At 46.1% G+C, this 18,254-nt stretch carries 14 protein-coding genes; 4 read left to right on the forward strand and 10 right to left on the reverse strand.

The window, feature by feature from the left end:
• Nucleotides 1-255: 255 nt before the first annotated feature.
• A complete protein-coding gene (locus QUA83_RS23045; protein WP_333296111.1) occupies nt 256-738 on the reverse strand; it encodes a hypothetical protein in 483 nt (160 codons plus the stop codon).
• Between the two features lie 295 nt (nt 739-1,033).
• Between QUA83_RS23045 and QUA83_RS23050 the strand changes: the two genes are divergently transcribed.
• Entirely contained in the window at nt 1,034-1,219 is a 186-nt protein-coding gene (locus QUA83_RS23050) for a ribbon-helix-helix domain-containing protein (protein ID WP_333296113.1), read from the forward strand.
• Between the two features lie 314 nt (nt 1,220-1,533).
• Here QUA83_RS23050 and QUA83_RS23055 read toward each other — a convergent pair whose 3' ends face one another.
• Both QUA83_RS23055 and QUA83_RS23060 read right to left on the reverse strand, forming a co-directional pair.
• The gene (locus tag QUA83_RS23055) at nt 1,534-3,498 is read right to left on the reverse strand and encodes a HAMP domain-containing sensor histidine kinase (protein ID WP_333296116.1); all 1,965 of its coding nucleotides are present in this window, start codon (nt 3,496-3,498) and stop codon (nt 1,534-1,536) included.
• A gap of 731 nt (nt 3,499-4,229) precedes the next feature.
• The gene (locus QUA83_RS23060; RefSeq protein WP_333296117.1) at nt 4,230-6,146 is read right to left on the reverse strand and encodes a HEAT repeat domain-containing protein; all 1,917 of its coding nucleotides are present in this window, start codon (nt 6,144-6,146) and stop codon (nt 4,230-4,232) included.
• A gap of 290 nt (nt 6,147-6,436) precedes the next feature.
• Here QUA83_RS23060 and QUA83_RS23065 point away from each other — a divergent pair, with 290 nt between their 5' ends.
• The gene (locus tag QUA83_RS23065; RefSeq protein ID WP_333296119.1) at nt 6,437-6,589 is read left to right on the forward strand and encodes a hypothetical protein; all 153 of its coding nucleotides are present in this window, start codon (nt 6,437-6,439) and stop codon (nt 6,587-6,589) included.
• 15 nt (nt 6,590-6,604) lie between these two features.
• On the opposite strand, the gene QUA83_RS23070 is transcribed toward QUA83_RS23065, so the two are convergent.
• Together QUA83_RS23070 and metK are read right to left on the reverse strand one after the other, a co-directional pair.
• Nucleotides 6,605-7,780 carry a family 10 glycosylhydrolase gene (locus tag QUA83_RS23070; protein ID WP_333296121.1) on the reverse strand — a complete coding sequence of 392 codons (1,176 nt, stop codon included), beginning with the start codon at nt 7,778-7,780 and terminating at the stop codon, nt 6,605-6,607.
• A gap of 203 nt (nt 7,781-7,983) precedes the next feature.
• The gene (gene metK, locus QUA83_RS23075) at nt 7,984-9,246 is read right to left on the reverse strand and encodes a methionine adenosyltransferase (protein ID WP_333296124.1); all 1,263 of its coding nucleotides are present in this window, start codon (nt 9,244-9,246) and stop codon (nt 7,984-7,986) included.
• Nucleotides 9,247-9,548: 302 nt separating this feature from the next.
• Here metK and QUA83_RS23080 point away from each other — a divergent pair, with 302 nt between their 5' ends.
• A complete protein-coding gene (locus QUA83_RS23080) occupies nt 9,549-11,273 on the forward strand; it encodes an AAA-like domain-containing protein (protein ID WP_333296127.1) in 1,725 nt (574 codons plus the stop codon).
• Between the two features lie 92 nt (nt 11,274-11,365).
• Here QUA83_RS23080 and QUA83_RS23085 read toward each other — a convergent pair whose 3' ends face one another.
• Together QUA83_RS23085 and QUA83_RS23090 are read right to left on the reverse strand one after the other, a co-directional pair.
• Nucleotides 11,366-11,713 carry a rhodanese-like domain-containing protein gene (locus tag QUA83_RS23085; RefSeq protein ID WP_333108282.1) on the reverse strand — a complete coding sequence of 116 codons (348 nt, stop codon included), beginning with the start codon at nt 11,711-11,713 and terminating at the stop codon, nt 11,366-11,368.
• Nucleotides 11,714-11,900: 187 nt separating this feature from the next.
• Nucleotides 11,901-12,530: a hypothetical protein gene (locus QUA83_RS23090; protein ID WP_333296129.1), complete on the reverse strand. Its 630-nt coding sequence runs from the start codon at nt 12,528-12,530 to the stop codon at nt 11,901-11,903.
• A 196-nt stretch (nt 12,531-12,726) separates the two neighbouring features.
• Between QUA83_RS23090 and rpsD the strand changes: the two genes are divergently transcribed.
• Nucleotides 12,727-13,335: a 30S ribosomal protein S4 gene (rpsD, locus tag QUA83_RS23095; protein WP_172190738.1), complete on the forward strand. Its 609-nt coding sequence runs from the start codon at nt 12,727-12,729 to the stop codon at nt 13,333-13,335.
• 379 nt (nt 13,336-13,714) lie between these two features.
• On the opposite strand, the gene QUA83_RS23100 is transcribed toward rpsD, so the two are convergent.
• From QUA83_RS23100 to QUA83_RS23110, 3 genes are all read right to left on the reverse strand, one after another.
• Complete coding sequence (locus QUA83_RS23100) at nt 13,715-14,917, reverse strand: catalase (protein WP_333296132.1); 1,203 nt, start codon at nt 14,915-14,917, stop codon at nt 13,715-13,717.
• A gap of 200 nt (nt 14,918-15,117) precedes the next feature.
• Nucleotides 15,118-16,833 carry a peroxidase family protein gene (locus tag QUA83_RS23105; RefSeq protein ID WP_333296134.1) on the reverse strand — a complete coding sequence of 572 codons (1,716 nt, stop codon included), beginning with the start codon at nt 16,831-16,833 and terminating at the stop codon, nt 15,118-15,120.
• A 6-nt stretch (nt 16,834-16,839) separates the two neighbouring features.
• Nucleotides 16,840-18,027, reverse strand: coding sequence for a DUF2235 domain-containing protein (locus tag QUA83_RS23110; protein WP_333296137.1), 1,188 nt, complete (start codon nt 18,025-18,027; stop codon nt 16,840-16,842).
• Nucleotides 18,028-18,254: the final 227 nt, after the last annotated feature.

The raw sequence follows: 18,254 nt of genomic DNA on the forward strand, positions 1-18,254 counted from the left end.
ATTTTGGTTTGTAAGGCAATTATCTATGCAGAGCTTGCCTTACAGATTTTTTTTTGCTCACTTTTTCAGTGCCATTGATTTATAGTCCTCTTAAGAGGACTTTCGCTATGAGGCGGGGGTTTCAACCCCCGACGGACTCAATACGGAGTCGCTACAATTGTCATCGTCATTTGTGTTTATTAGACATCTCCAGAAAAGCCAGTCTTGAACAGGCAAGATGCCTGTTCCACAATAATTATTGGAGAGGTATATTGATTAGGTACGATCGCACACAACTTCAAACACACCCCCTGGAATAAACCGACACAAAGCCCTCCGCCGATCGTCCGCATCTTGGCGGTTGACAAAACGCGCAATTGTATAGTGCTCAGCATTCGGTAAAATGCGGACGATCGCCCAAGAAGTGCGATCGCCCTCGTTTGACTTTTCAGGTGTTTTCCCTCGCGAATTTGAGTTGAGTTTGATCGCGGGGCGATCGGCGATCGTCGGAGAATTTGCTTTTCTGAGAGTGTTGAGGTACCGGGCGATCGTACTTCCTTTGAGATTCGCCCCGACGCGCAGAATCAGAAACACCGCAAAGCTTTCAATCTCTGGCCCAGTCATGCGCGCGCGATCGGCCTCAAAATCCTCATCAGAGTAGCTGCGGATACCCGACAGCAGTTGCGTAATGCCAAAATCATTCAAAGCTTGTTGATAGCCGCGGTTATATTCGCTGCCGTTGCTCACAGGCTTTACCATAGTAGTTGTCTCCTTTTATGTGGATTGTCTCCTTGTATTTGGGGAACCATTAGCCAGCGCGGGCCCTGCAAAAGTTCAGCGCTGGCTTTTGACTCTCTAAGATTTTATCCATATATGCCGCACAAGTCAAGCATATATGCTCCATATATGCACACTGCTCTAGATGCAGCACAATATGCACGCACTATCGGCGCATAGTGCTGTGCAAAAGCAGCATTGTGCTGCATATTCGACAAAATTGTCTGCAATACTGGACAATGACGATTGCCCTAAATAAAAAAATACTCAATTTCTAATGGCTAAACGTGTATCAACCTCCTTAGCAGATGGAATTTATGACCTGCTTCAAGAGTGGGCAAATGAGGAACGCCGTTCAATCAGCGGCTTGTCAGCATTCATTTTGGAACAAGCTGTGAGGGAACGCCAAAAACAAATGCAAAAACAGTCCCCACCATCCGATGAGAAACAGGAGAAAAGTTGAGTGGACGCATCAAAGCCAAAGAAACCGGGTTTTTTGCGGTTTTTGCCCGCTGTAACGAAGTATTTGGCAAAAAAACCCGGTTTCTGACCACCCCTGCGTCCAGAACTATATGAAATTTATCGGCATAGATTTAGGTTGGAGCTCAGCAGCAAGCGGTTTGTGCTGTTTGAATTGGCAAAATAACCCATTAGAATTAATAGAGTGCGATCGCCCCCACTGACAAGACTAAAGCATTTCGACATCAAGCCAGAGGTTTGAAACATACATTTTCGCCCCTCTGCCTACCCCCTACATCTCTCGCCCCAAAAATTACATCACCCGTTTCCTGCTGGTATACGGACAGTGAAAATAGACCCTTTTCCCGCTTCGCTTTCTACCAAAATTTCCCCGCCCATCATCTGACAGTAGTAACGGCTAAGTGTCAGCCCCAATCCGGCGCCGTCGTAAGGTCGCGCCGCTGAAGAGTCAGCTTGCACAAAAGCTTCAAACAATTTGTGCTGTTGTTCTTCCGACATTCCAATTCCGGTATCTTTAACAGATAAACAAATCCAATCGGAGTCTTGAACATTCGGCAGGGGACAAGCAATCGCCCCAGAAGGAATTTCATCGGCAGGCATTGAATTGTCAATAGCCGATCGCCCTGCTGCATTCAATTTTCCACTTCCTGCAATGCGCTTCACAGTCACTTTCACCCTACCATTTTTGGTGAACTTCGCAGCATTACTAAGCAGATGTATCAAAACCTGGCGCACTTTTTTGAAATCTGCGTGCATTATGCCCACACTTCGATCGCACTCAATCTCCAAAACATTGCCATTTTTCTCTACCAACGGTTTCGCGGCACTCGCCACATTATCAACCAGGGATTCGATGTCAAACTCCTGGATTTCGAGTTTCATACCCCCCGCTTCAAATTTTGACAAATCAAGGATATCGTTAATCAAAGATAGCAGATGCGCGCCTGCTTTTTCAATCTTCTGCAAATCGGGTACAAACTCATCAAATCCCGCATCTTGGGCATCTTCTGAAAGTAGTTGACTGTAGCCGATAATCGCATTTAGAGGCGTCCGCAATTCGTGGCTCATATTTGCTAAAAACTGGCTTTTAGCAGTGTTAGCGGCGACGGCGACTTCCTTAGCTTGTTCTAATTCTTTTGTATGTCCCGAAACCCGCTCGATTAGGTGATTGAGAGAGGCAGCCAGAGAGCCTATTTCGCCTTGTCCGGTGACGGGTGCTCGCAAGTCAAAATTAGACTCAGCGGCTACTTGTTCGGCCACCTGAGTGACGCTGATAACAGGTTTGGCGATCGCCCGACTCGTCCGGTAAGCCACCATCCCAGCCACCACTACCGACAGCAGCATACTAATAATAATTATGGCTTTTTCCATTCCTTGGGCGTCTTCCATCACTTCACCGCCTTGGCCCTCTTGCTTCTGGGCAATCTCAAGAATTTTGTTCAATTCCTCAAGGCTGCTGTTGAGCTGTTTTCCACCTTCTCCGCTTTCGATTGCGAGCAATTTTCTGGCAGACTCTATCTCCCCAGGCGATAGTTGCGATTGCTGGATTTCCTGCAAACTTGACTTGAGAGTATCGGCGTAGGCTTCTAAATTTTTCGTGCAATCTTGCACTAAAAACTTGAGAACTTCCGGTTTTGCTGCCAGCCAAGCGGGTTGGCTGTCGGCAAAATTTTCTATACGCAACCGCAGATTTTTTGCCTTAACAATACTCTTAACCAACTGCTCTTCTTGCTGTTTGAGCTGGAGCGAATTATCTACAAAAGAATCTAGCTGTGAACCCTGCAATTGAGCAGCCAGCGCTGCATCTTTAAAATTGCCGAGCAATTGCGCTTGTAGGTGAGCATCATTGAGTTGTTTTAATCCTTGTCCTTGGTAGTAATCGGCAATCACCAGTCCGCTCAGCGATCCCAAAAAGCCGATTCCTATTGCCAGCAAATACCCGTAGCCAATCTTTTGATGGATAGGCAAACCGCCAATTTTAGAGGGCAAACTTTCGCTGACTTTTAAGAATAATTTTTCGACAAAATTATGGTGGATTTTTTTTTGCCTCACGGTTTCTACAGTCGCCACTTTTTCGGAAACAAAAACTGGCATCTGTTTACCTAAATTGGTGTTTTTGGGGTTAACCTTTCGCGTCTTCACGTTTTTTTTCGGCGGGTTAAATGGTTCTAATTCTGGATTCAATTCCCCCTGGTCTTCCCAAACGGCAACCGAGAAACTTGCTTCGTGTCCTGTTTTTTTTAGCAAGTTAATTTTTGACATATGCAACCCCTGTCTTCTGTTAAAATCTACCACGCTCTTAATTTCTCCAAACGGAAAAGCTTGTCTATTTGACCGTAGACATCTGCGAAAAAGCATCTGAAACTCTTGTCGAGTCAGAGGAGAAACTTAAATTCGGTTGATGTCTAAGAGATAATTAGGCTGTTGAGGACTGTTGCCAAATTACTTTTTCGACTCGTAAAAGTCTGCAGCAGGCAAAAAAAATAAAACTTTATCCCCGCAGTGAATTATCCCCGCGTGGAATGTTACAGGCAGAAAATTCTCTCTGACCTGTTTTGCCTGTGATTCGCCCAAAGCTGATATTGTCTGTTGACAATGCACCCGATTCCTTGGCTTTGGACTTTGGCTGCCAGCAATGCGACGATTGCTTGACGGTTTTTGTTGAGCATCCGACAACTTCTTAGCACAGAATGTCACAAATGCAGCAGCCGATCGAACTTTTGCACCCTGGCGATCGACTTATGGCATCGTTGCCCCGCAAAGACAAGTCTGAGGCGAAGTGTCGTTAGTTGAGTATAACTGTAGGGCTTGCGAAAAGAAACCCGGTTTCTGCGAGTCAATCGATTTTAGATTTTAGATTTTAGATTTTAGAATTGAAGCATTGACCCCACGGATAAATTCGGGGGCTTGTTTCTCGGATACAGGTTTTTTATTTCTGGGTCCTGAGTCTGCGAAGGAATGAATCGGGGGGTTTGTATCCTGGATGCTTTCTGTCAACTGTTGGCGATTGCGAGTTCTGGAGTTGCGGTAGTCAATTCGATCGCCAGTGCTAGCTTACCGTCTCTACCCAAAGCTTCATCCGCCAAGTGTACCATCCAGCGATTCGGCTTGGCTTGGGGTCTGGCGGCGAGCACCAACGCCCACGCTTCCCGTTCTTTGCCACGGCCCAACAGCGCAGCACACACAGTCAAAGCTGTGGCCGTTGAACGGCTGATCCCACTTTGGCAGCAGATCAGCAAACTGCCTCCCTGCGACGACATTTTGAGGGCGAAGTCAATAATTTTCAGTACATCCTCAAGGTTAGGCAAGATTTGATCGGGGTCGTCAACGGGGGTGTCGAGGTCGTTAAACTCCAGACACATTCGATTTGGAATTTGATGAAAAGTTTTAGGTTCGGGCACACCCGGACTGCCGATCGAGATCAGGTATTTAATCTCGCGCCCAGCAGCGCGATCGACAATGTATTCGCTGGCTTCTACTTGCGAAGCAATCAGGATTTTCGGCAGTTTTTCATCCGAGAAATCTGCAGAGACTGAGGGATCTAAATCCACTGTTTCTGCCTGAGTGCTAACATCCGCCAAGTATTGGGCAGCCAGCGCCCGAACGTCAGCAAATTCGCGATTTAAAGCTGTTTCCAGAGCCAAAATAGCAGCCGTTGAGCCAATTTGACCGAGGGATTTAACAGCCTTTTGGCGCACTCCAGAAGTTTCGTCCCCCAGCAGCCGCACCAAACCTGCCACAGCTTCCTCTGTCCCAATTTCCCCCAAAGCAGCAGCAACTCTCCACCGCACATAAGATTCGCTGTCGCCAATAGCGCTCGCCAGTCCCGCGACCACCATTTTTGGCAATTTCGCATCTCCCTCTGTATTCATGTTCCCAAGGGCAACCGCCGCCCTGCCGCGCACGAAAATATCTCGATCCGAGAGCGACCCGATTACCGCCACCATAGCCACCTCGCTGCTGATTTCTCCCAAGGCAGAAACTGCACTGCCGCGCACGTCTGAGTCGTCATGGTTGAGGGCTTGCACCAGCCCCGCCACAGCCGTTTCCGTGCCAATTTGTCCCAAGGCCTCGGCGGCCCTCAAAGAAACTGCATAGGAGTCGGGATCATCGTGAAGCAATTCTACTAAGCCGGGTACTGCCTCAGAATCGCCGATTTTCCCCAAAGCCGCCGCCGCCCTAGCGCGGACGATGTGATTTTCGTCTCTGAGGGCATTCAGCAGGCCGGGAACTACCTCAGAGACGCCGATTTTCCCGCAGTTGACCGCCGCCCGCCAGCGCATCTCCGAGTCTTGGTGTTTGAGGGCTTTCAGCAGCGCGGGGACGGCTATTTTCGGGTTAATTTTGCCCAAGGCCCAAACAGCCCAGGCGCGCACCCTCGACTCTGGGTGTTTGACGGCTTTGAGCAGTGCTACGGCGGCTGGTTTCGAGTCAATTTCTCCTAAAGCCCAAGCGGCCCAAGCTTGGATTTGGGCATCTTTGGATTCGAGCGATCGGGCTAATTCAATTACTGCTGCTTCGGAGCCGATTTTCCCGATCGCTCGAATCCCATCCACGCGCACTGCACTTTCTTTGTGGTTCAATGCGGCCACCAGGATCGGAATTGCCATATCGGAACTGGTTAGGGCCAGTAGTTGAATTTTGAGCAGCGGCGAAGTGGGGATTTTGTCGATTAATTTGATTGTGGCTATTTGAAATTCTGGCTTTACCGTTCCTGCTAACTTGGAGCCGAGTTTTAAATTTACTTTTAGAGCTAATTTTACTGCCCGCAAAGCCAGACTTTGCTGTTCTACTTGCGGCAATATAGTCGCCAAGGTTCGCATCCCTTGTTTTTGTTTCAAATATTTTTGATGGAATTGAGCATCGCTGAGCTGGGGTAGCTGTTGGATGAGGCTTGCTGCTGAGGTCACTGATTTATCCTAATATTTTGGCGAGCGGTTGAGATAGCTCTTTTAAACTGTCTAAAAAAAATATGGCGTCTACAAAACGCTACTTCTAAAAAAAAGCTTGCACCCACTTCTAAAATATGTCTTATTCCACTGTTTTTGCAACTCCCCAATGATTAATTATGGGGTTTGTTTGGGCGATCGGCTTGACAATTAGTTGCGCTTGCTGATTGGCATCGCTGCACTTTTAACGGGTCTAGCTCTGCTATATCATTTTATCCTCACATCTTGCACCATTGTCAGCAACAGGCAAGATGCCTGTTCCACAAGAAAATTTACTCTTTGTGGAACAGGCATCTTGCCTGTTAATAAAGCTTATTGAGAATGGTGCCACATCTTATTTTATATCAACTTGGTTTGAAATAGCGATCGGCGCGGTTGACCGCAGCGAACCGGAAACAGCTTGATTGCGAGACAATCTCTCAACGAGCATAGGGCCCTTTTTTCAAAACCTTAGCCAAAGCGTTATCGTTATCTCGCAAACCTTCGTAAAAAAACATCACTTCTCCTTGAATGCCACAAGAGCGGTTGTAAGCAATTACTTGCAACAACAGTTCGGGAGTTATGCTATATTTGCTGCCTCGATTCGTCAACAAAATACCGGGCGACACGCACTTTACTTGCTGCCCGCTAAGCTGTCCTCCCATCATTTTATCGACCAATTGTTTGTAAGCATTAAAATCGCGGCGATAAAACTGCGGGTGAAGCAGATCCACCAAGTTTTTGTCAACCCAAGCTTTAGAATCTTGCAAATATTCCACCAGTCCCCAGTCATAAGGACTCGGCGACATCGATAGCAACAAATCAGGATTAATCGCTTTCACTTCTCGGTATAAACGAGCCACAAACTCAGTAATAATATCAGCACGCCACTGCAGCCAATGTTGCTCTTTACAATCCGATGGTGCTGCTTTACCGCACTCTTCTCGATAGCGTTTAACCGTTTTTTCGTCGTAACCGCCTTCTACCGGAAACGCAATGCGATCGTCTCCTTGAACGCCGTCTACCGGATAATTCTTAGCAACTTCCAGCATCAACCCCAGCACAAAGTCTTGCACTTCCGGGTCAAGAGTATTCATCCAGTCAAAGTTATTCTTCTTAAGTAAATTGCCGCTGGAATCACGGGCGGTCCACTCAGGTTTTTTCGCCAGCAAATGACCGCCTTTGCGATTGTAAGAACTCACAAATCCGTATTCAAAACAAGGAATAACTTTTAAACCAGCTCTCTTGCCCTCAACACATATTTCTGCTAAGGGATCGCGACCTTGATAGCGCGAGTCAATTTCCACCCCAAAATTTTCTCGCATAATTTGAGAAGGATAAGCCGTATAACCCTGGTTCCAAATTATAGGAAAAACGGTATTAAATCCCGTATCGGCGAGAAAGTCCATTGCCTCAGCAATTCGCTCTTTTGATGTGAGAACTTTGGAGTCAGTGGTGGGTATCCAAACGCCGCGAATTCCACCAGGATTGTTAGTCGCAAATGAACTTGGCAGCGTTGCTGGATTTGGTGCAGAAAATCCAGTCGTCGCCAACCGCTGTTGGAGGGAAGAGGCAAAACTGCGAATTGCTGATTGGAAAGGTGTGAAAAAGCGCATTTATTTTTTTTTTCTTTGAAGATGGGCACTGAACCCGCTACGTTATTATTAATTGGTAGAACCCGGTATTATTTATGGATAAGATGCGCCGAAGAACACCCGATATTATTTATGAATAAGGTGCGGAGTACGCACCCTACATTCATTGGTAGCACCCGATATTATTTATGGATAAGGTGCGCTGCGCGCACCCCCAAATTGTACTATCCAGCTACTCCAGACAACTTCTGGCTCAAAGCTTCTTTCAAAAGTTCCGCCTTATCAGTTTCCTCCCAAGGCAGATCTAAATCAGTGCGTCCGAAGTGACCGTAAGCCGCCACATCTTGATAGAAACGACCGCCTCTTTCAGCAGGCAAATTCTGCAAGTTAAAGGCCTGAATGATGCCCGCAGGACGCAGTTCAAAATGCTGCTTCACAACTTCCAAAAGGCGATCGTCATCAACTTTTCCAGTGCCAAAAGTTTCGATCATCATGCTAACAGGCCGCGCAACGCCGATCGCATAACTCAACTGCACTTCGCACTTTTGGGCCAAACCAGCCGCTACGATATTTTTAGCAACGTAGCGACAAGCATAAGCCGCGCTGCGGTCTACCTTGGTGGGGTCTTTCCCAGAAAAAGCGCCGCCGCCGTGGCGGGAATAGCCACCGTAGGTATCCACAATAATTTTGCGGCCCGTCAAACCCGAATCTCCTTGAGGCCCGCCGACCACAAATTTGCCGGTAGGGTTGACAAGGAAGCGAGTTTCTGAATCTGGCTGCACACTAATATCGGCAAACACGGGTTGGACGACTGCAGTCCAAAGGTCTTCTTTGATTTTGGCTTGAACTGCTGCTGTTTCTGTGATGTCGCCGATCGTTTCGGTGTGCTGGGTAGAAATTAAAATCGTATCTATACCAACAGGTTTGCCGTCCTCGTAAATCACCGTAACTTGGCTTTTGCCGTCGGGACGCAGGTAAGATAACTGACCGGTTTTGCGGACTGCGGCCAGTTGACGGCAAATCCGGTGCGCTAAACTAATCGGCAGAGGCATCAATTCCGGCGTTTCGTTGCAAGCAAAGCCGAACATCAAGCCTTGGTCGCCGGCTCCAATGGCGTCTAATTCCTCTTCACTCGATTGTTCCCGGCTTTCGTGGGCTGTGTTCACCCCTTGAGCAATATCGGGAGACTGAGAATCAAGAGCTACCAACACTGAGCAACTATTGGCCGAAAAGCCGTTGTCAGCGTGGATGTAGCCAATATCGGCTATTTTTTTCCTGGCTAATTCTATGTAATTTACCTGAGCTTTAGTGGTAATTTCGCCCGTCAGCAGCATTAAGCCGGTGTTGACGACTACTTCGGCTGCGACGCGGCTTTTGGGGTCTTCAGTCAGTAAGGCATCTAAAATCGTATCGGAAATTTGATCGCAGATTTTATCGGGATGGCCTTCAGTGACCGATTCAGAGGTAAACAGGTAGCGGCGTGACAATGATTATTTCTCCTTTGATGGGGGCTCTTCCTGCGCGACATCGACGACCAACGAGTTATTTTTCCGGTAAAAGCCAAGAACGATCGCGTCTGGGCTACCGTCGAATTTTTGTCGGTCTGCTGAGCCGTGTTGAAGCAGGGTTTGAGATTGGGTAAAGTGACACTACTATAGCAAAGTCAGTTCCGGGAAGTCCCTAAAAACTTAGATTTTGTAGGATTGTCGATCGATCTTGGACACCGCTCGTCTACCCCCTAACCAGACAAAGGTAAGATACAGTCAGGGTATCGCCTTGTGCAAGGACTATGCCAGGACTCCAAAAATCACCAAACTTGATCCAAACAGTTGCCGATCTAGAATTTCCCGGCGGCCCCATACCGCTTGACTCTCGATTTTATATTGAGCGCTCAGGGGCCGAAGCCCTAGCCTGTGCAGAAATTAGCAAGCCCGGAGGCCTAGTTCGCATTAAAGCTCCCAAAAAAATGGGCAAAAGTTCGCTGATGCTGCGGATAATTCACGCGGCAGTCGATCGTGGATACCGCACAGTAACTGTAGACTTTCAGCAAGCCGACACAGCGGTTTTTGCTAGTTTAGATAAATTTTTGCGCTGGCTTTGTGTCAATGTCGCTCGGCAACTCAAACTCGAACCAAATATTGATGAATTCTGGGATGAAGATATGGGCAGCAAGGTAAGCTGCACTATTTATTTTGAAAACTATTTGCTCGAACAAATTGACCGTCCTATTGTCTTGGCAATCAACGAAATAAATCGAGTCTTTGAACGCACCAATATTGCTCAAGATTTTTTGTCTGTTATCCGTTTTTGGTACGAACAAGCTCGCGCTAGCCAAACTTGGCAAAAACTCCGCATCGTTGTCATTCATTCGACAGAAATTTATATTGCTTTGAATCTTAATCAATCTCCCTTTAATGTAGGAATGCCGATTAAGCTCTCAGAATTTACTGCTGAACAAGTTCAAGATTTGGCGTGCAGACACGGACTGAACTGGAGCAATAGCGATCCGATCGAGCAATTAATGAACATGGTAGGCGGGCATCCTTATTTAGTGCATTTAGCCCTGTATCACCTGGCAATTTTGCAACAAAATCGCCTGTCGGTCGATCGGGATGAGCCTGGGGAGGAACTGGGGCGAGCCGAGTTGGCAGAACTTTTAACAGCAGCTCCTACTCACAGCGGAATTTATAGCGACTACTTGCAAAATCAGTCGATCGCCATTCAACAGCAGCCAGAACTCGCCTCCGCATTCCAACAAGTTGTCGATGCTAAAAATAGCATTTACCTCGAACCTTTGATGGCTTATCAGTTAGACAGCATGGGACTTGTCAAATTAGAGGGAAATAACTGTAGTTTGTCTTGCGAATTATACCGCCTGTATTTTCAAGGGCAAAAATTGTGTGAGGACAAGTTGTCGGTGGTTCGTTTTGAGGAGTTGCAGCAAGAAAATCAAAGGCTGCAAGCTTTGGTGAATGTGGACGAACTTACTCAAATTGGCAACAGACGGTATTTTGATAGTTGCTTGCGAATGGAGTGGAAACACATGGCTCGCGAGGGATCTCCGATATCTTTAATTTTGTGCGATCTCGATTATTTCAAAATATATAATGATACTTACGGACATCAAGCAGGAGATGAGTGTTTGCGATCGGTAGCTCAGACAATTCGCCGATCGCTCCAGCGTCCTGCTGATGTAGCTGCTCGCTACGGGGGCGAGGAATTTGCTGTGATTTTACCGGAAACTGATGGGTCGGCGGCTCTGGTTGTTGCCGAACAAATTAGAGCGAAAGTGAAAGCTTTGAATATTGTTTTTAACCCGCAGAGTCTTGACGGTCTACCTAATTCTGTGGTAACAATTAGTTTGGGAATTGCCAGCGTTGTTCCGAGTGAGGAAAATGATGCGATCACCCTGCTACTGGCGGCTGATGAAGCTCTTTATGACTCGAAAAGGCAGGGGCGCGATCGGCTCACTATGAGTACGCTTTTAAATTTTCGATTTGCTGGTGTGAATTAGCTCATTCCTGGGAAATATAATTCGTTTCTACACATACAAAGTCCGCCCGCGCGGACTCTGAAGAAAACGATAGTGAAGAACTGGATTTGATGTTAATAGCGGGGGACGGTTCGATCGACAACCATTGAGTAAGCATCGATGCCACCAACGATATTTTTAACGTTGGTAAATCCTTGAGCGGCTAACCAGTGGCACATTTGAGCCGATCGCACTCCGTGATGACACAGAACTAGGGTTTCTGTATCGCGATCAAGTCTAGCGTCAATTTCACCAGACCATTCGGCAAACTCGCTCAGCGGAAAAGCTACAAATCCCGGCAGCGCCGCGAGTTCAATTTCGTAAGGTTCCCGCACGTCTACAAGCTGCAATTTCTCAGCATTGGTTTCTGCTAATTGGCGAGCTAATTCTTCGACTGTAATTTGAGCAAAAATTTCTGACATTTGATTAGAAGGAAGAAGTCAGTTGGCAGTTGGCAGTTGGCAGTTGGCAGTTGGCAGTTGGCAGTTGGCGGTTGGTAGTTGGCGATTGGCAGTAGCTAATAGCTGTGGAATAACAAATAACAACTAACAAATAACAACTGACAACTAACAACTGACAACTAACAACTGACAACTAACAACTGACAAATTAATTGAGGGGCGAAGGCGGTGGAATTAGCTCCACCGGAGGGGTAGGTGCAGGAGGCCCGTCCAACTGGCTCACGCTGCCCCTCGGGTCAAGACAAGTGGCGATTAACCTGTCAGTGGGAAATTCGAGTCTGCCGCTCAAACCGACTACGCATTCAGCAAACTGTTGTGGCAATAAACTGCGGCGGCATCCATCGAGCACTACCAGGGGATCTGCAGGTTGAGTTCGAGTTTTGCCGTTAATATTCACTACGCAAGTAGCCAATTCATTGGGACGCCTCACCCGCCGACAGCTAGAGAGCGCTTCGACCCCAGAAATATTGGTTTTGCGGTTGATTTGGAGGGCGCATTTAGATATGTCGCGGGGGCGGAGGGCGTCAGCACAAGCGCCGGCGGCTGCCTCTGCCCCCACTCCGGCTTCGATTAGTTCCAGGGCGCAGACGCGATAGGGATTCCTATTGCGAGGGATTCTAATAGTGATGGCTGATGCTGGTGAGATTGGCAGTGCTGTTGCCAACAAACCGAGTGCTGCTAGCTGCGTGCCGAGAGCTAATATCCAGCGCGCGGTAGGGTTTGAGCCTGTCGGTGCTGGCTTTGGGGAAGAAGTGCGGGAAAAATTGCGGTTGTGCATGGCAGATCGAATAGTGAGTTTTTTTGGCTGATTGGGGCGATCGATCGATCGGCTTTTCCTTCAGAATTTACCGCACATTATGGATCGCCCTCCGGTCGATCGTTTTTTTATCGATCTTTATTTGAATTTTGACCGTTACCAACATATAATATAGAGTCTGCATAAAATTGCATACAGATATTAGAGAGGAAAATAAATGTCTCGATATCGAGGCCCCCGATTGAGAATCGTCCGTCGCCTGAAAGAGTTGCCGGGTCTAACCCGCAAAACCCCCAGACGAGATTATCCGCCTGGACAGCACGGTCAAAACCGCAAAAAGCTCTCTGAGTATGCGGTTCGTTTGCAAGAAAAGCAAAAACTCCGTTTCAATTACGGTGTGACGGAACGCCAACTGCTCCGTTACGTCCGCAAAGCCCGCCGTGTCACGGGCTCCACAGGTCAAGTGTTACTGCAATTTTTGGAAATGCGCTTGGACAATACTGTGTTTCGGATGGGAATGGCTCCAACCATTCCGTCCGCTAGACAATTGGTAAATCACGGTCACATAACAGTCAATGACCGTGAAGTCAATATCGCCAGCTATCAGTGCAAGCCTGGTGATGTGGTTGCTGTGAAAAATAGAGAGCGCTCTCGCACAATGGTAGAAGCTAATCTCAAAGACCCAGGCTTGGCTCACTTGCCGAATCACTTGGAATTTGATAAGCAAAAACTGGTTGGCAAAGTTAACGGCGTTATCGAACGCGAGTGGATTGCTCTACAGATTAACGAACTGCTAGTGGTGGAATACTACTCACGGCAAGCTTAATTTATTAGTCATCAGTCGTTGGTCATTAGTCATCAGTTGGTTGCTAGCAGAATAATTAATAGTTGGGTACGAACCCAGTTATTGATTAATTGCTACTGAATAATGAGGACTAAGGACTGAGGACTAAGAATTCATAATTTTCAACACTCCCACCCCTAAAAAGGGATGGGATTTTTTGAAGGTTTCGCTTGTTAACTTCTTTGAGTTGCCATTTGCTCAGATGACACCTGCCTGATGGCATTAAATGATATCAAATCCGTTAGCATCGGAATAGTAAATTCGAGTTCACTGTTGACTGTTTACGGCGTCAACAGTCAACAGTCAACATCATTCCGGTGTAACCGGAAATGATATGATGTCCCAGGCTCAAATTATTCCTTTAAAAAGTTTCTTCTCCGGTTGGTTCTTGGTGGACAATACCTCGCTTTTGAAGGCGATAATTCGCTACAACCGGGTAAACAACACCGCGTATCCGATTTATGGCGCCTACTGGACGATGAACTGCTAAGCCGTTCCAGGGAGAATATCTCAGGTTTTCGTTGAAATCAGATTGTTTTTCATAATCAATAATCTGATGCTTGACGGTGAGACGACCTACTCTCAAGAAGGGTGATTCTTTTTCCTTCCAGACATTGATGCCATCGTCGATCGGCATTTTTAAGCTGGTTTGGAACTGAATGCCAAAATCCCAACAGTATTGGGCATCAGGTTTCGCCAAGGCTTGAATTAGATCATCCCGGTAATAATTGTCTGGTTTATTGGGATCTAAACCCAACGCTTTAGCGCGATCGACAAAGGGAATTTTAGGAATTCCCGGTCGAGATTGTTCTGGAATTATCTCGTGCGGTGGTTTGCATGAAACCGGAGTAAACCCATACTTAATTACCGCAGGATATTCGACAGGAACTACACCAGGCTGGGAGGGATCGAAATCGGGATAGAGACCCAAAGCAGAGGGTGAACCGCTCCAATATTTGGCTGTTAGCAAACTCTTCGGAGTCCGGCTACCCGTAAGCGTTGACACAGCTAAAAAGTGTCTGGGATGTCGTATTAGCCACTTTTTCAATGTCTCTGGTGATTCAACAAGAGCAGAAAAAAAGCCGTAGTAGTCTTTGATGGTTTGGCTCACAAATATCTCTGAATTGTGAACAATGATGTCCTGGGTTTTTGACTCGTGGCTTTGCGTGAGTCGTTCCCCTTCCACCCCCATCACTTTCAGTGAGATTGAGCGCGAATCTTTTTGGTAATCAGGGTATACTTTGGTAGCCCCGTTAGCAAATCGCAACCAAACAGGATATTCTTTGGGTTTTGCTAGCAAACCTTGCTTAAGGGAAATAGCATTGAGTTGCGAAGAACTTAACGAAGCGCGTTTACCCAATTCCCGTTTAATCTCTTCCTCATCAAAGTCAAAAATTTCCAGAGTTCCTTTAACGCAGGCATGAGTTTTGGCGTGAGTATCTCGCAGCGCCCGCTCCTTATCCCCGTAAAGATTATCCATCCGAAGCTTGGCCTGCTCAACCAAAAGATCGTAATATTTGCGTTCGTCCTGTTCGGGATATTCGGTAAATAACTTTTTGTTCATAACATAACCTTCTGTTAATCGCTAAAAAAGGCTGTACACAAACCGTTCCATCTGTGAAACAGTATAAATGCTGGTGCAATTGCTTCCGAATTGCCGTAGCTGAATCGCTTGCGAAAAGATCGCCTTTTTCTTCCTCATTTTTGAGGGCGCAGGTGTGTTTGCGCCCCCCACTACCTTGAGTCTTAGTTGTCAGCTACAACTTAAAGCTCGAAGGAGACTTTGTACTTGGGATCGCTTGGAGGAACATTACGATTCACTAAATCAGAGACTGTTTTGGTATTTTGGATAATTTCCCAACCAACCTCAGAAAAAGTTTCCTTATTGAAGACTTTAGGCGATAACAAAGGATTAGTTAAAGCTTGGGAGAAAGCATCAATGCCAATTATCCGTGCTACCAAAGGCGGAATTGCTGAATTTTTGCGGACATCTTCAGCGTACAATCCCACAAATAATTCAATCTTATCAACATGACCGTACAACTCTTTTAATTTCTGTTGAGCGTATTCGTCACCCGTAATTTGATTGAAATCAGTCACCCTGGGATAACCACACATTTCGCGGTAATCGTTATAACTGGCTAACTGCGCCTGCCGTCCGAGTTTAACAGATGCTAGTTCGGTAGCATCAATAAATGTATAGGGTGTGCCTGCGATCTTAAAATCAGGTGTGTTAAACAAACCAATTCTAGTGCCTGGTTGGGAACAAGTTTCTTCCATCAATGCACCCAACCCTTTATCGATTAACATCTGATTATTCCAGAGGGAATCGTACATGGATTGTTCTTTACCGTCATAGATAAAGGTTTCCGGAATCGCACTATGCCAGCGATAGACAAAACTAAACTCAATCGCCATCCAATTTTCTCGATACCAACTTTCCTTGGTAAAAGCTTCAGGATCGGCAAAGAACCTAAAATTATAGGGCGTAATGTGGAAAATGTACTCTTCCATAATGATATTGAGAACAATCACCATGAGAATATTTCTCGCGGTTTGGAAGAGCCTCTCATCGTCCCATTCCGGATAGCTTTTGGACAAAACATCACAAATTCGATTATGCTCCCTGATACATAAAGTGTTGAGCATGACATAGCCAATTTGGACGTTTGCCCGTTCAACTCCCATTGCAAATAGCTTGCTTTTCTTTTCGGGGGGTTGTCTTTTCTCATCATTAAGGGGTGCATGAAGACCTTCAAATTGAGGATCGATAATACCCTGCTCAGGGTCGGCATAATAAAAGAGTGGATACTCTTCTTCTACGCCATCTTTGCGCTTGAGTTTTTGGGTTTTAAATTTGCCGTCTTTGAAAGCTCTGAGCATATTTGTTTGTTTGCGGGTCAACCCGTAAACATTACACATATCAATCTGATGGTTGGAGGTATTTTTGAAGCGGTTTTCCTGATCGATCCGGAGAAAACTATCTGTAAACCACTGCACCCAATAGGGAAACAGCAGAGTCGATTTTTCCGAATAAATGGTTTTTCCATCTCTTTTTTGGAATAAGGTCTTTACTTTGTCGAGTGGTGGTAAATTCCCTTCTTTGTTGAATTCTGGGTCTGGAGGTAAATGTCGCCCAGTATAAGTCTTGTCTGTAAGTGAATCCCAAGAGATGTAGGTATCAGTTTTCTTGGGAATATCTGTCCCTGGAATTTTGGGATCTAAGCCCATTAAGCTATAGGGAAGCGGGCGAGTCGGAAGTTTGTAAATGATGCTATTGAGAAAAAATTTGTTTAGTTTACGTTTCAGAGGCTCGTAACTTTGAACTAAATTCCAAATGGGTTTGAAATGAGTCAACGTATATGCTAAAGCTTTGTTGCTGAATCCATCTCTAGATGTATCTCTTGTCATGATTCCTTTTCCTTTCGATTGTTGTAGATTAGATCGTTTTCTTAGGTTCGGTTCTGAGAGATTGATCAAGTTTGATCATTTTTCTATATTTTCAATTACTTTGGAGAGAATCTTTTGCAGATTCTTAGGCCGATAGTCTTGGCGTTTTTTCAATCGCTCGATCGCACTTTCATGAAGATCCTCAAGGGTCTCCCCCACCTCGCGCCACTTGATTCCTGCCAATTTGAAGAACCCAGGATTGTTTTGAAATGGAACCTTATAATCAGGCTTGATATCCTCAATAGCCTCTGGCTCAAATTCCAGCTTCAATTCAAAGTCACTGATTTGATCCAACATCCACTTCAAGACAGCATCTGATAACCCCCGGTATTCTGGCGTACCACCGCCGATGCAGCCATGCTCGCCTGGAAACCAAACTTGACGAAGCTTCTGGTTCGGGGCATCAGGATTTTTCTTCATCAGGGTAACATCAAAGACTTCGCGAATTTCGTCGATCGCAACGGCGTGCACCGCATTCTCAATATCCTTATTTAAAGTGGTGTCGTGGAATTTGTACCTTGCTTTGATCTGTCCCTCAAACTTCCTGAAGGCGGGTACAAGAGGAATACCAAGGGCTCCAACGGTGTCGAAACAACCAAGCAAGGTAATCGGGACGCGATCGCCCTTATCTTTGCCGAATTTTTCGCGGAAACTCTTTGCTTCCGAATGCTTTGGTGAAATCTCTCGCTTACGGTAAAGCTCGTAAGCTTGTGATGCCATGGTAACGTTACGGCGGGATAGGAGACCGGAGCAATAGATCATCCCGGCTAGACTCCTGACTGTGTAAGCACCGCGACTGAACCCGAATAGATAGATTTCGTCACCCTGATCGTAGTTGAAAGAAAGAAAACGATAGGCATCTTGTATATTTTTATCGATTCCCAGCCCAGTGACTCCGCCCACAATCTTGTTACTGTCTACTCCAATTCCCTCGTCATAAAACACAATCTGCGGAACCCCGTCACTGGCTGTCCGTTTCACTGCCTGGGCAAGCCTAACCACATTAGTTGGGCACTGAGTATCTAGTTTGTTCCAAGTTCCATCACAGCAAACTATCAGACGTTTCCCTGGTTTCGTCATTTTTATATTCTCTCTTTGAATTTGAAATTGGAGAGCGAGCTGTCTTTGGTAATCGGTTACAAGAGAATTGCCAATTCCGGTGTTTCTATCGCCTGACAGCGATCGCTGATTATTGATTGCTGGAAATCGATATTTTGCTGGCAATCTTTAGCTTTTTCGATTCTCAGGATAGTAGTCTCAAAACACCATCTAGTCTAGTTGGCTGTATTAAAATGTTAATTTTATTTATATTTCTTCACTAAAAAATTCAGAGCGTGAAATAGTAGGTTGGGTTCTGGGAAAGTCCTCGATTTACCTAAAACGTAAAAAAATCAGAGCGTGAAATAGTAGGATCGGTTCTGGGAAAATCCTCAATTCTCCTAACAGAAGTA

The organism is Microcoleus sp. K1-B1 (genome assembly GCF_036704705.1).
In the GTDB taxonomy this organism is placed as follows: Bacteria; Cyanobacteriota; Cyanobacteriia; order Cyanobacteriales; family Microcoleaceae; genus Microcoleus.